Consider the following 14,219-nt stretch of genomic DNA (forward strand, 5'->3'; position numbering starts at 1 on the left):
ACAGAAAGGCACCAGATCAGTAGGGGCGTGTCACAACTGGCGATTGTCCGCGGTCATGACCGGGGAGGGCGTAGCACACCGCACGTCGGGTATGCCGCACCGGCGACGACGACGGGTGGTACCGATGCGGATGACAGAGATCCGGGTACACGGGGTCGGCGACCGTGGCCCCGAGGCCATCCTCGACCGCCCGATCGTGGTCCGGGTGGCCGGTGACGCGAACGCCGGGTTCTACCGTCCCCGGCCGGGCTTCGGCGATCCGACCGGCCCGGGCGGGGTGACGCTGGAGGCGTACCGCTGGGGACCGCTCGCCGGCGGCCGGGCCCGCCGGACCCTGCTGCTGGTCCTGTTGCTGCCGTTCATGCTCGCGAACATCGCGGTCTGGATGCTGCCGGTGGCCGGACGCGAGGGGGCGGTGGATCGCGCTCTCTGCCGGCTGTTGGCCGCAACCCTGACCGCCCTGTACGTGCTCTCCCTCGTCGGTGTCTCCCTCGACCTGGTCGCCTGGCAGTGCACCGCCTACCCCCGATGCGTGGAGGCGCGGCGGTGGGTGTCCTGGCTCGCCGGGGTTCCGGTCGGCGCCCGGCTGGCGATCCTGGCGATCGTGCCGATTGCCGGGATCGCCGTACTGTGGCGACTGAGCGCCCGGACCTGGCAGCTCCCCGAGGACGCTCGCGGCGCCGCCCAGGGTGTGGGCGCGGACCGGCTGGACGAGCCGGCCTTCTGGGACACCCGGGCGCTGCTGCGCCGCCTGCGTTCGCTGCACGTGGCCATCGCGCTCGGCACGCTGGACGTCGCGCTCCTGCTTCCCGTCACCGGGCAGGACCGGTCCTCCATCGGGTACGTGCTGCTGGCCGCCGACGCGGCGCTGCTCGCCGTCGCGCTCGCGGTGCTCTGCCGCCCATCTGTCGAGCGGCGCGGCACCGGGCCGGGCAGCGAGATCATCGTCCGTTCGGTGCGGCTGGCCGCCATCGGGCTCACAGCCCTGGCCCTGGCCTACGCGTTGGTGCCGCGCCCCTCGTGGCGGGCGCAGGAGACCCTGCCCGGCTCGGAGGAGATGTCCTCCGCCCTGTTCGTCGCTCAGGTCGTCCTGGTGACGGCGCTCGGGGTGAGGACGGCCGTGCAGGGACAGCGGCCCTCGATCAGGCCGCACATCATGGTTCTCGGGCTGGGCGCGCCGGTGCTCACGACGCTCGCCGTCGGGATGGCGGTGGCCTACTCCGCAGCGGTCAACTTCCTGCTGGCCGGGTATCTCGACCGGGGGTCGGAACCGACCCTGGCCCGCCCGCTGCCACCAGGAGCGCCGCCGCTGTGGCCGCCCGCCGCCTTCCGCTGGGTGATCCTGGGAATCTCGCTGGCGCTGCCCGTGGCGGCACTGCTGGCGCTGGCCGGCGGCCGGCTCGGCCGGGCCCGCCGGCTGCGGGCCGCGGAGGAACTGGTCCGACAGGAGTTCCCGGAGGTGCCCCGGGTGCCACCCGAGCGGGTACGCGCGGTCCGGCGGGCGATCGTCCGCTCCTGGCTCTCCGACCGGCTCGGCGCGCCACTGCTGACGACGTCCGCGGCCCTCGTGCTACTGACCCTCGGCGCGGCGGGGATGTCACCGTGGTACGGCGGGCCGGGCCAGCTGGCGCTGGAGCTGGGCGGGCCGAAGCTGGGCCTACCGATCGTCTTCGTGACCGACCTGGGGACCTTTGTCATCGTATGGCTCGCGGTCGCCCTCGCAGTGGTCGGTCTGCGGGGCCCCCGGTCCCCGGCCGGACGGATGGTCGCGGTGCTCTGGGAACTGGCCACGTTCTGGCCGCGGGCGACGCACCCCCTGGCGCCCCCCTGCTACGCCGAGCGAGTGGTGCCGGATCTGACCCGGCGGATCCGCACCCTGACCGCCGGGGGAGACGGCGTCATCCTGGCGGCGCAGAGTCACGGCAGCGTACTGGCCGCTGCCACCGTGCTCCAGCTACCCCCGGACCGCCTGCGCCGACTCGCTCTGCTCACCTACGTCACCCCGCTGACGCGCCTGTACTCCCGGATCTTCCCGGCGTACGTCAACGAACGACAGTTGCACGAGGTGGGCGAGCGGATCGGCTGGCGCTGGATCAACCTGTGGCGGCGCACCGACCCGATCGGGGGCCCGGTGTTCCCGGACGCCTCGCCGGTGTATCCGGCCGGCCGGGTCGATCGGCGCGTACGCGACCCGCGCGGCCTGCTGATCCCGCCGACCGACACCGTTCCGCCGGCCGTCAACCGGCACCGCTTCGAGCCGGACGACGACTTCCACGCGGCGATCACGGAACTCAGCGCGCGGCTCCGCGCGGCGGGGTAGCCGCCGCCTCGGACGGTCGCGTCAGGCGCGGGGCCGCGCATGGCGGGAGGTCGTCAACTGCCAGTCGATCGAGCCGGCGACCGGGCGGAAGCCGAGCATCTCGTTGATCGCGATCATGTGCCGGTTCGCCGCCGCGTTCCAGGTGTCGACGGCCCGCAACGCCGGTTCGTGCGCCAGCGCGTACGCCAGGTTCTCCGCCTTGCAGAGCAGGCCGAGCCGGTGGCCGCGGTGATCGGGGTCGACCAGGGTGATCTGCTGCCAGGCGTGGTCGGTGCTGCTCGCGTCCAGGCTGAGCTGGGTCCAGCCGACCAGGCGGCCGGTCGCCTCGTGCACCGCACCGGTGTTGTAGCGGCGTACACCCCGGGCGTCCAGCGCCCGTTCCGCGTCCCGCACCCGCGCCGCGTCCATCCGCTCCGGCTCCCAGTCCAGCTCGCCCATGGGCGCGTCGAGCAGTAGCCGGCCCTCCAGGTAGGCGGCGTCCGCGACGTACTCGTCGGGCGCGTGCTCGCGCCACCGCACCAGCCGGTAGCCGGTGGCCGCGGCGCGGGCCTCGGCCAGCAGCGCGGCGAGCCGGTCACGGTCGAGCCCGGCCACGTCGAGCCGGCGGCGGACGTCGGCCAGTGCCGGCTCGGCGCCCAGGGCGGCGGCGAACGCGGCGCCGGGGAAGACCCGGTCCTCCTCGCCGGGCAGCGCGGCGACCGTCGCACCGACCAGGCGTTTGCCGCCGCGCTCCCGCAGCAGCCGGACGCCGTGCTCGTGCAGCGTGCGCCCGATGCCACGCCGCCGGTACGCCGGGTCGACGGTCAGTTCGACGGTGGCGTTCTCGGTGTTCTCGATCGTGTGCAGGTGCAGCCGGAGCCAGCCGACCGGCAGCCCGTCCAGGCGGGCGACGAGCCAGCGTCCCTCGATGCCGGGCATCGGGTGCGACAGCAGCGCCTCGAAGCGGCGGCGGCAGGTCGGCGGAAGGTCCGGCTCGTCGACGGCCTGGGCGGCGCAGGCGATCCGGTACACCGCGTCGAGCGTCTGCCGGTCGGTGGGATCCAGCGGCGTCACGGTGAGCGTCATGCCACCGAGGGTGCGCCGGACACAGCGAAGGGGCCAGCGGTTTTCCGCCGGCCCCTTCGAACGTTGGTCGGGAGGGACGTCCGCACAACGCCTCCGGCGTTGGGTCGCAAGAACTTGAAAAGTCTCCGGCGGATGCCCTCCCGCACGAAGCATCTTGCGCCGTCCGGTTCCTGCCGTCAAGTCCTTGAGGGTGGTTTTCTGGCACTCACCGCACATCACCGGTTACCCACCGGTCTCACCCGATCCCCCACCCGGGCGAGCCCCACCTCCCCCACCCGGCCACCCCGCCATCCCGGCCCGATCGGGGTGGCGGGAGAAGGGACCGTCAGGCGAGGAGGCCTGCGTCGCGGGCGGCGCGCAGGCTGGGCTTGATGCGGTGGGTGGGGCCGACCTGGGCGGCCACCGCGTCGAGCGTCTTCAGGCCCTCGCCGGTGTTGAAGACGACAGTCTCGGCGGACGGGTCGAGCCGCCCCGACTCGACCAGCTTGCGCAGCACGGCGACGGTCACGCCGCCGGCCGTCTCGGCGAACACCCCTGTGGTACGGGCGAGCAGCCGGATGCCGGCGCGGATCTCGTCGTCGTCGGCGTAGTCCATCCAGCCGCCGGTACGGCGCACCGCCTCCAGCGCGTACAGCCCGGCGGCAGGGTCGCCGATGTTCAGCGACTTGGCGATGCCGACCGGCTTGACCGGCGTGATCGTGTCGGTGTCGCCGTGCAGCGCGGTGGCGATCGGGTTGCAGCCGGCCGACTGCGCGCCGAACACCTTCCAGCCACCGGCCGGCGCCTCGACCAGCCCGATCTCGACCAGCTCGGTGAACGCCTTGTCGATCTTGGTGAGCAGCTCGCCACTGGCCATCGGGATGACCACCTGGGCCGGGATCCGCCAGCCGAGCTGCTCGGCCACCTCGTAGCCGAGCGTCTTGGAGCCCTCGGCGTAGTAGGGCCGCACGTTCACGTTGACGAACGCGGTGTCCTCGAACTCGTCGGTCTCCACCAGTTCGCCGCAGAGCCGGTTCACGTCGTCGTACGAGCCGTCGATGGCGACCAGGTCGCCGCCGTACACGGCGGTGGTGACGACCTTGCCCTGCTCCAGGTCACCGGGGATGAAGACGACCGACGGCACACCGGCCCGGGCCGCGTGCGCGGCGACGGAGTTGGCGAGGTTGCCGGTGGAGGCGCAGGCGTAGCGGGTGAAGCCGAGCGCCTCGGCGGCGGTGAGCGCCACCGAGACGACCCGGTCCTTGAACGAGTGGGTGGGGTTCGCGCTGTCGTCCTTGACCCAGAGCGGCGCGGTGAGCCCCAGCTCGGCGGCGAGGTTCGGGGCGGCGACCAGCGGGGTCAGCCCCGGGTCGAGCGTGACCCGGGTGGCCGGGTCCTGACCGGCGGGCAGCAGTGCCGCGTACCGCCAGATGTTCGCCGGACCGGCCTCGATCTGCTCCCGGGTGACGGTGGCGAGCGCGGCGCTGTCGTAGTCGACCTCCAGCGGCCCGAAGCACTCGTAACAGGCGTGCTGGGCGGCCAGCGGGTAGCGCGCCGAACAGGCGCGGCAGACCAGGGCGCGGGCCGGGCTGAGGGTGGTGTCGATACCGGTGGCGACGGGAAGCGTCGACGTCATGTCGAGGAGTTCCTCTCATCTTTCCCCGCATCGCCGGGTGCGGCGGGGACGGAATTGGCACCTGCCCGCTGTCGCTCGTCGTCGAGCGTGCGGGTGGTTGCCGGGGCGTCGTCGGGCCGTATCCCTCAGCCCCTCTGGATGAGGTATTCAGTTGTGCCGCCGAGTCTATGCGCTGCTCACGGCCGCGCCACCTCGGGATCCCACGCTGTGGGCCGGCTCAGCGTCCGACCACCGCGACCGGGTCCACCACCGCGACCGCGTCTACCCGGGCCTGCTCGACGCGGTCATCGCCGAGCGCGACGGAGTGGCATGATCGCCGGATGCGGAGACCGGCGCGCCTGATCGGCGCCCTCACCGGCATGGCACTGCTGACCGCCTGCGCCCCGGCGCAGGGGCCCGCCGACGGGCGGCTGCCCGACCCGCCCCTCACCGGTGTCGACCCGCTGACCACGGTGCCGCCACGACCGGGCGCCCCCACGGCCGGGCCGGCACCCGCCGCCACCTGCTCCCCCGAGGGCATCGCGATCACCGAGCTGGGCGTGAGCGCCGCGATGGGGCTGCGGGCGATGGGCCTGGACCTGCTCAACTGCGGCGACCAGCCGTACGAGTTGCGCGGCTATCCCGCGGTCACGCTCCGGGACGCCGACGGCGACCCGATCGAGGCGCGGATCATCCCGGGTGCCAAGCCGATCACCTCCGGCTTCGACCACCCGCCCACCCGGATCGTGCTGGCCCCCGGCGAGCGGGCCGGCGCGGCGCTGATCTGGCGCAACCTGGTCACCGACGCGACGGTGCCGGCGACGAACGGCACCGGACTCGACGTCGCGCCGGTGGCCGGCCGGCCGGCGTACCCGGTCGCCCTGGACGGGCCGATCGACCTCGGCAACACCGGCCGGCTGGGCGTCAGCGCGTGGGAGCGCCGGGAGCCCGGCCCGGGCGACACGCCCACGCCGGCCGCCCCACCGCCGCCCACGACGCCGCCGGTCAATCCGCTGTAGAACCAGAACCCGGCACGGGAGCGCCCCGACCGGGATCTGGTTCGGCGGCGGACGCTCAGACCGGGACCGAGGCCGGCACGGCGGCGGGCTCGGTGGCGGTGGACCGGCGGCGGGCCAGCAGCGCGTCGATCGCCCATTTGCCCGGGCCGAGCACCGCGACCAGCAGGAACGACCAGCAGAAGAGCGCGGCCAGCTCGCCGCCGTTCTGCATCGGCATCAGGTGGTCCGGCTGGTGCACCACGAAGTACGCGTACGCCATCGAACCGGAGGCGAGCAGCGCGGCCGGCCGGGTGAACAGGCCGACGAGCACCAGCGCGCCGCACACGAGCTGAATCAGCGCCGCCCACCAGCCGGGCCAGGTGGCGAACGGGACAGCGCCGCCGGTGGCCGGATTGCCGCCGAAGACGCCGAATATCGAGGCGGCGCCGTGGCAGAGGAAGAGCAGGCCGGTGACGATGCGGAACAGGGACAGCACGGGGGCCTTCAGCTGCGCCGGGATCATGGGAAACCTCCTGGTACGGGTGGCGGACGCCGTCCAGGATGGCGGGACTATTGATAGATGTTAATCGATATCTTTGCAGGCGGGACAATCTCATGGGAACGCTCCCATGATATGGGCCCGGCCGCCCCGCCGCGACCCCGTCCGGTCACCTCAGCTCGTGACGTCCTTGCGGGTGAAGCGCCAGAAGGCCAGACCCCAGAACAGCGTGGCGTAGACGACCGCCGAGAACGCGCCCTTGACCACGTCGTCGGTCTGCATCGGCGTGGACAGCAACCCCAGCCAGGCGCTGCTGTAGTGGGTCGGCAGCAGGTTGCGCAGCCCACCCAGCGCGGTGATCTGGTCCAGGATGCTGGACAGGATCCACAGCAGCACCGCCCCGCCGACCGCACCCAGCGCGGCGTCCGTCGTCACCGACAGCAGGAACGCCAGCCCGGCCACCACCAGCAGCACGACCGCGAGATAACCGAGCACGCCGAGCAGCCGCAGCAACCCGTCGGCAGGCGCCAGCTCGGCCGAGACCTGGCTGCTCAGCGGCTTCCAGCCGTACCGGAGCGTGCCGGCGAGCAGCGCGGTGCCGGCCAGCAACAGCAGGGCCAGCCCCGAGTACGCGAGCGCGACCACCAGCTTCACCGCGAGCAGCCGGGCCCGGGGCACCGGCACCGCCAGCAGGTAGCGCAGGCTGCCCCAGCTCGCCTCGCTCGCCACCGTGTCGCCGCAGAACAGCGCCACCACCACGACCAGCAGGAACGACGCGGACACCAGGATCGAGAACAGGGTGAAGTTGAGCCCGCCCGAGGTGGCCAGGTCGGCCAGGCTGGAGAACTCGCCCCGCCCGCCGCCGTCGTCGTCCCCGGCGTCGAACTGGAACGCCACCAGGATGATCAGCGGCAGCAGCACCATGAACCCCAGCGCGAGCTGGGTACGCCGGCGCGACGCCTGCCGCCGGAACTCCGCGGCGAACGGGAGCGTGGCAGAGGGCCGGTAACCGGCAGCCGCCCCGCCCGCGCCCGGCGCCGGCGTACCGGACGTGCCGCCGCCAGGCGACTCTGCCACAGACGAACCCGCCATCACCGGTCCCCGCTTCCCCGAGAGTTCTCGCCCACCAGGGCGAGGAACGCGTCCTCCAGGCGGCGCCGGGGCACCACCCGGTCCACCCCGATGCCGGCGCGGACCAGTTCGGCCACCACCTCGCTGCGGGCGGTGCCGTTGGTGTCGACCACCAGCCCGCCCTCGGTGTCGGGCAGCACCCGTACGCCGTCGAGCCGGTCGAGCACCGTCCGCGCCGCGTCCGGGTCGCTCACCTCGAACAGCACGCTCGGCGACTCGCCGACGATCTCCTCCACCGGGCCCGACGCCACGATCCGCCCCTTGTTCACCACCACCGCGTGCGTACAGGTCTGCTCCACCTCGGCCAGCAGGTGGCTGGAGACCAGCACCGCCCGGCCGTCGGTGGCGTAGCGCTGGAGCACCCGGCGCATCTCGGCGATCTGCGGCGGGTCCAGCCCGTCCGTCGGCTCGTCCAGCACCAGCAGCTCGGGCAGGCCGAGCATGGCCTGGGCGATGGCCAGCCGCTGCCGCATGCCGTGGCTGTATTTCTTCGTCCGCCGGTGCACCGAGCCGCCCAGGCCGGCGATCTCCAGCGCCTCGTCGAAGTGCGCGTCCTCCCACGGCCGGCCGGTCGCCCGCCAGTACGCCTTGAGGTTGTCCAGACCGGACAGGTGCGGCAGGAAGCCCGGCCCCTCGACCAGCGCGCCGATCCGGGACAGCACCGGCGAGCCCGGCACCAGCCGGTGCCCGAAGACGTAGATCTCCCCGGCCGTGGGCTGGGTCAGCCCCATCAGCACCCGCAGCGTGGTGGTCTTGCCCGCCCCGTTGGGTCCGAGCAGGCCGACCACCTGACCGGGGTGCACCTCGAAGTCGACGTCGGAGACCGCGACGAAGCCGTCCGCGTACTCCTTGCGCAGGTTGCGTACGGCGAGCGGGACGCCCGCGTACTCCGGGTGCACGGAGTCGTCCTGGCGGCGGTGCCGGCGGCGGGTGAGCAGCACGACCACGACGAGCCCGGCCACGATCGCGGCGAGCAGGCCGGCCAGCGCCCAGCGCCAGATCGTCGCGGTGGTGGGGATCGGCGTGGAGTCGACGGTGGGCAGCGTCAGCGGCCCGTCGGCGAGCGCCACCGTGTGCACGGCCGGTTCGGCCGGCGAGGCGTACGCCTGGTCCGACGTCGCCACCACGAGCCGCAACCGGTGCCCGGCCTCGACCCGCCGGACGATCCCCGGCAGCGTCACGGTGACCGGCGTGGCCGCGTCGACGGTGGCCGGCAGGCCGGTCAGGCGCACCGGCGCGACCAGGCCGGACGGCAGCGTGGCGGCGCCCTGCGGGTCGACGTCGTAGAGCTTCACGAACAGCACCGCCTCGCCGGTCGGTGAGGCGGCCCTGATCCGCACCGTGGGCGCGCCCACCACGTCGACCGGCTCGTCCAGCGGCGCCGACTCGAAGCGGGCGTGCTGGCCGGGGATGTCACCGGCGACGCCGTCCAGCAGCGAGCCGAGCGCACCCGCGAACGGCACCGAGGAGATCGCCGCCGGGTTGCCGTTCGGCGGTACGGCGACCGGCTGCGGCGGACCGGCGAGCGTCACCTCGCGGCGGTCCTGGCCGGCCAGGCCCGGATAGTCGGCGGTACGGAAACCGGTAGCCACCAGGCCCCGGTCGAGCGCGTCGAAGCCGGCGATCCGGGAGAACGTGAACGTGTCGCCGGGGGCAGCTCCGTCACCCTTGACGTAGTGGTCGAGCCACTGCGCGGTCAGGAACTTCACCCGGTCGGAGTCGGAGGTGGGTCCGGAGCCGCCGTCGTGGCCGCCGGTGAACCAGGCGACCCGTACCGGCGTGCCGGCCGCCGCGATGCCCCGGGCGTTGGCGTCCGCCTCGGCCAGCGGGAACAGCGTGTCCGCCTCGCCCTGCACCAGCAGCGTCGGCGACTTGATCCGGTCCAGCACGCCGGCCGGCGACGACCGGCGCAGCAGCTCGACCGCCGCCGCGTCGGCCCGGCCCGTGGTGGCGATGCGCAGGTACGCGGCGCAGACGTCGGCCGCGAAGCGCCCGCAGGACGGGTCGGCGGCGCCGGCCGGCGCGCGACCGGAACCGGTGCCCGGCCCGGCGCCCGGCTGCGGGCTCGGCGGGCCGGCCGACTCGGGTGCGCCCTCCGGCGCGGCGGCGGTGGCGCCGGAGAGCCCGGCCGGACCGGAGCCGGCGTTCCCGCCGCCGCCGAAGAAGATGCCCGCCCAGCCCTTCTTGAACACGCCGTCGGTGGGCTGCCGGCCGCTGCTCTCGGGCAGGAAGGCGCGGGACAGGTCGTTCCAGGTGATCATCGGGACGATCGCGTCGACCCGCTGGTCCTGCGCGGCGAGCAGCAGGGCCAGGCCGCCGCCGTACGAGCCGCCCACCACACCGACCCGGGGGTCGCCGGCCGCGTCGAGGCGGATGTCCGGCCGCTGGGCGAGCCGGTCGAGCAGGCGCTGCGCGTCCCGCACCTCGTAGTCGGGGTTGTCCAGGTGGATCTGGCCGCCGCTGCGCCCGAAGCCGCGGGCGGTCCAGGTGAGCACCGCGTACCCGCGGGCGACCAGGTCCTCGGCGTCCGAGCGGACCGAGTCCTTGGTGCCGCCGAAGCCGTGCGCCAGCAGCACCGCCGGTACCCGCTTCGACGACGAGGCATCGGCCGGCAGGTAGAGCGTGGTGTCCAGGTCGACGGGCTCGTCACCGGAGGGCCCGGAGCGTACGGTCACCAGCGCCGCCTCGGTCCGGAAGTCGTCACCCCGCGGCCGGACCGCCCAGACCAGCGCGGCGGCGACGAGGACGACCACCGCCACCGCGGCGACGATGCGGCGCGGATGGCCGGCCAGGGCGCGCCGGAGCCGCGCGGCGGTTGATCTCATGCGGCACACGGTACGGGCCGGCGGCTGAGCATTCGCTGAGATCCGCCGTACGTCTGTCCGGTTGCGCCGATCGTCGCGAAGCGTCCGTCATCCGCCAAAGGTCCAGAGCATCCCAGCGGGACGTATTCGGATCACGTGAATTCACATCTACAGGCGCAAACCATCGTCGATGTCATTTCTCGGCAACTCGATCACACGCTACGTACCTTTCGCCCTGACACAGGGTCACCCAAAGTGGACTGACGTGAAGCCGACTCATCGGCCGAGGTCTCACGCGCGTCCGGTTCGGCTACTTTTCCGGTCCGGTGCACGGGACTGCGTACGGCGACCTCCCGGGGCACCGATCGCCCCGCCGTCGCCGGAGGAGAACACATGACAGTCCCCGCGTCGCGGGTCCGTCGGCGGCCCGCCGTACCGGGCCGTACGCTCACCCTGGTTCTGGTGCTGGCGCTGCTGGCCCCGCTCGGGCTGATCTTCATCCAGGCCGAACGCGACTTCGCCGACGACCACGACCTGGTGAGCCGGGAGCGGCTCGGCGTCCGCTACCTGCGCGCCCTCGGGCCGGTCACCGACACGCTGGTGGAGGCCCAGGCCATCGCCGTCGCCGAGGGGGCGGTCTCCCGGGCCTCGCTCGCCGCCGCCATCGAGGGCGTCGCGGAGGTCGACAACGCCGTCGGTGACGAGTTGCGCACCCACGAACGCTGGGCCGGGCTGCGGGCCAAGCTGGAGGCGCTGCCGGACCGCGGCATCGGCGACCCCGAGGCGGCGTACCGGGCCTACGGCGAGGCGTCCGACCTGCTGCTGGCCCTCTACCGCAAGGTGCGGGAGAGCTCCGGGCTGATCCGCGACCCCCGCTCCGACTCGTTCTTCCTCCAGGACGGCATCGGCGGGGACCTGCCCACCGCGACGGTGCTGGCCGGGCGGCTCGTCGACCTGGCCCGGCTGTCCGCCAAGCGCCCCGCCGCCGAGCGCGCGCGGGTGGGCGCCGAGCTGGCCGAGCTGCGGGTCGCCGCGCTCGGTCCGGCCACCGACCTGGTCACCGACCTGCGCTCGGCGGTGGACAGCTCGGAGAGCACCGACCTGGGCGCCAACGTGCTCACCCCGCTGGACACCTACCAGCGGTCCCTGGAGACGTTCGCCGTCTACTCGGCGCCCGGCGCCGGCCGGTCCGCGCCGGGCACCGACCAGCTCACAAAAGCCGGGATCAGCGCGCAGAACGCCGCCAAGCAGCTCCGTACGGTCATCCTCGACCAGCTCGACGCGCTGCTGCGGGAACGGCTCGACACCCTGGAGCGGGACCGGCTGCTGGGCCGGATCGCCGCCGGGGCGGCGGTGCTGCTGATCGCCGGCATCGTCGCGCTGCACGTGGCCGCGCTGCGCCGGGACCGCAACCGGGCCACTCCGTCCCGCCGGGAACCGGCCGAGGCCGCCCCGGCGGCCCGCCCCGCCCCGCCGCCCGCCGTGCCCGAGGACGACCGCCAGCCGGTCGCCGTGGGACACGGTGGCGACGCCGACCGGTGGAGGCCGTTCGATGCTGCTCGGTAGGTTACGCATCCGGGGCAAGCTCGCCCTGCTGGTGATCATTCCGCTGCTCAGCATGGTCGGCCTGGCCGTACCGGTCGTCATCGACCGGGTGACCGCCGCCCGGCAGGCCGCCGACACCGCCGAGACCGTCCGCGTCGCCAGCCGGGTCGGCAGCCTGGTCCAGGATCTCCAGCAGGAACGCCTGCTCTCGATCGGCCTGCTGCTGCGGCGGGTGAGCCGCACCGAGCTGATCCAGAAGTCGGCCACCGTCGACGACCGGGTCGCCGACCTGCGCGCCGAGCCGCTCCCCGCGGCCGTCCGCGAGAGCCTCGACGGGGTACGCCGGCTGGAGGACGTCCGCAACGCCACGCTCGCCGGCCGGGCCACGCCGCAGCAGATCCTGACCGTGTTCGGCGAGGTCGACACCGCCCTGATCGACGCGCTGCGGCTGCCCTTCCGGGTGGACACCGACACCGCCGCCGGGCGGCAGGTGCTCGCCCTCGACGCGCTGCTGCGCGTCGACGAGTCCCTCAGCTCGTGCACCACCCAGATCGTGCTGGTCAAGGCCACAGGCGATCCGGAGGTCGCCCGCGCGTTCGTGGCCTGCATGGCGGCGCTCAACGTCGACAACCGGCGGTTCCGCAAGCTGATCACGCCCGAGCAGCTCAAGGTGGCCCAGCTGGACGACGCCGCGGTGGCCGCCCGGACCAGCCCGACGTTCCTGGTGGACAGCCTCCGCGACCCGGAGGGCGCGATCGCGCCGGTGCCGCTGGACGTGCTGTTCCCGTCGGCCCGGTCGATGATCACGCTGGGCCAGTTCGTGGAGAAGAAGGTCGTCGCGGACGTCATCGCGGAGACCCGCGCCCGGGAACGGGAGGCGCTGACCGCGGCCTGGCTGGTCAGCCTCGCGGCGGCCGCGATCCTGCTCGTCGTGGTGCTGCTGAGCATGACCGTGGCGCGTACGGTGGCCCGGCCGCTGAGCCGGCTCACCCGCTCCGCCGAACGGGTCGCCCGGGTCACCGAGGCCGAACTGACCCGCGTCGCCGACGACGAGTCCGAGACGGTCCCCCCGGTACGCCTCGACCCGGTGGAGGTCAGCGCCCGGGACGAGATCGGCGACCTGGCCCGCGCGTTCGACCGGGTGCAGCACACCGCCGCCCGGCTGGTCGAGCGGCAGGTCGCCGGCCGGCGCAACGTGGCGCAGATGTTCGGCCACGTCGGCCGCCGTACGCAGAACCTGGTCGGCCGCCAGATCGCGCTCATCGACCGGCTGGAACGGCAGGAGACCGACCCGGGCCGCCTGGAGCACCTGTACCGGCTCGACCACATCTCCAGCCGGTTGCGCCGCAACGCGGGCAGCCTGGTGGTGCTCTCCGGCGCCACCGGCTCGGACGGCCACGTGGCCCCGGTGCCGCTGGCCGACGTGGTCCGGCTCGCGCTCGGTGAGATCGAGGACTACACCCGCGTGGACGTGGAGGTCCCGCCCGGCGTGGCGGCGGCCCCCGCCATCGCCGGTGACCTGGTACTGACGCTCGCCGAGCTGATGGAGAACGCCACCTCGTTCTCGCCCCCGCACACCCGCGTGGTGGTGACCGGCGAGCTGACCGACGGCGGAGCCCGGCTGGTCGTGGTCGACCACGGCATCGGCCTGACCGGGGACCGGATGGCCGAGGAGAACGCCCGGTTCACCCGGCGGGAACGCCTCGACCTCGCCCCGACCGAGGTGCTCGGCCTGTTCGTGGTCGGCCGGCTGGCCCGCCGGCACGGCTGGAGCGTCCAGTTGAGCCACACCCCCGGTGGCGGCGTCACCGCGGCCCTGGAGATCCCGGGCGCCTCACTCGTGATCCGCCGTCCCGAACCGGTCGGCGTCAGCGCCGGCCGGGCCGCCGTACCCGGCGCCCGCGAGCCGGAGCCGGCGGCCGTCGAGGCGCCGGCCGGCTTCGACGCCGAACTGCTGAGCCGGGCCACCCGCAGCATGTCCAGCGGCGACCCGTGGAACGCGTTCGGCCACCAGACCGAAGGCGCGGAGCCGGCCGAGGACCAGGGCCCGCCCACCGGCGGTCCGCCGCCGGTCTGGCCGCCGTCGGCCGTACCGCCGGCGCGTCCCGGGCACCTCTCCCCACCGACACCGGTCGCCGGCCCGGCCCTGGCCGCTCCCCCGGCCGCCGGGCCGGCGACCGGCCCGACAGTCACGCCGCCGGTCACCCACCCGGCCCTGGCGCCGTCCGCCGGTCCGGCGCTCGCGCCGCCGCCCGCCGGGCCG

9 protein-coding genes and 1 riboswitch are annotated in these 14,219 nt (G+C 74.1%); of the genes, 4 read left to right on the forward strand and 5 right to left on the reverse strand.

Annotation, left to right across the window (positions count from 1 at the left end; genetic code table 11):
- Positions 1-124: 124 nt before the first annotated feature.
- Positions 125-2,320: a hypothetical protein gene (locus OC439_RS10695; protein ID WP_262013254.1), complete on the forward strand. Its 2,196-nt coding sequence runs from the start codon at positions 125-127 to the stop codon at positions 2,318-2,320.
- Positions 2,321-2,341: 21 nt separating this feature from the next.
- On the opposite strand, the gene OC439_RS10700 is transcribed toward OC439_RS10695, so the two are convergent.
- Both OC439_RS10700 and thrC read right to left on the reverse strand, forming a co-directional pair.
- Complete coding sequence (locus OC439_RS10700; protein WP_262013255.1) at positions 2,342-3,385, reverse strand: GNAT family N-acetyltransferase; 1,044 nt, start codon at positions 3,383-3,385, stop codon at positions 2,342-2,344.
- Positions 3,386-3,710: 325 nt separating this feature from the next.
- Entirely contained in the window at positions 3,711-5,000 is a 1,290-nt protein-coding gene (thrC, locus tag OC439_RS10705; protein ID WP_262013256.1) for a threonine synthase, read from the reverse strand.
- Between the two features lie 12 nt (positions 5,001-5,012).
- Positions 5,013-5,145: riboswitch (SAM riboswitch) on the reverse strand.
- A 175-nt stretch (positions 5,146-5,320) separates the two neighbouring features.
- Here thrC and OC439_RS10710 point away from each other — a divergent pair.
- Complete coding sequence (locus OC439_RS10710) at positions 5,321-5,998, forward strand: DUF4232 domain-containing protein (protein ID WP_262013257.1); 678 nt, start codon at positions 5,321-5,323, stop codon at positions 5,996-5,998.
- Between the two features lie 55 nt (positions 5,999-6,053).
- On the opposite strand, the gene OC439_RS10715 is transcribed toward OC439_RS10710, so the two are convergent.
- From OC439_RS10715 to OC439_RS10725, 3 genes are all read right to left on the reverse strand, one after another.
- Positions 6,054-6,500 carry a DoxX family protein gene (locus OC439_RS10715; RefSeq protein ID WP_262013258.1) on the reverse strand — a complete coding sequence of 149 codons (447 nt, stop codon included), beginning with the start codon at positions 6,498-6,500 and terminating at the stop codon, positions 6,054-6,056.
- A gap of 150 nt (positions 6,501-6,650) precedes the next feature.
- Positions 6,651-7,568 (reverse strand): ABC transporter permease, encoded by a 918-nt coding sequence (locus OC439_RS10720; protein WP_262013259.1) that lies wholly within the window; start codon positions 7,566-7,568, stop codon positions 6,651-6,653.
- The gene (locus OC439_RS10725) at positions 7,568-10,432 is read right to left on the reverse strand and encodes an alpha/beta fold hydrolase (RefSeq protein WP_262013260.1); all 2,865 of its coding nucleotides are present in this window, start codon (positions 10,430-10,432) and stop codon (positions 7,568-7,570) included. The genes OC439_RS10720 and OC439_RS10725 overlap by 1 nt, the downstream gene beginning before the upstream one ends.
- Positions 10,433-10,804: 372 nt before the next feature.
- Here OC439_RS10725 and OC439_RS10730 point away from each other — a divergent pair, with 372 nt between their 5' ends.
- Both OC439_RS10730 and OC439_RS10735 read left to right on the forward strand, forming a co-directional pair.
- On the forward strand, positions 10,805-11,977 hold the full coding sequence (locus tag OC439_RS10730) for a hypothetical protein (protein WP_262013261.1): 1,173 nt from the start codon (positions 10,805-10,807) through the stop codon (positions 11,975-11,977).
- On the forward strand, positions 11,964-14,219 hold a 2,256-nt coding region (locus OC439_RS10735), incomplete at its 3' end, for a nitrate- and nitrite sensing domain-containing protein (RefSeq protein WP_262013262.1). The genes OC439_RS10730 and OC439_RS10735, both read left to right, overlap by 14 nt.

Origin of the sequence: Micromonospora sp. Mcm103 (assembly GCF_024519755.1) — a bacterium.
GTDB classification, from domain to species: domain Bacteria; phylum Actinomycetota; class Actinomycetes; order Mycobacteriales; family Micromonosporaceae; genus Micromonospora; species Micromonospora aurantiaca.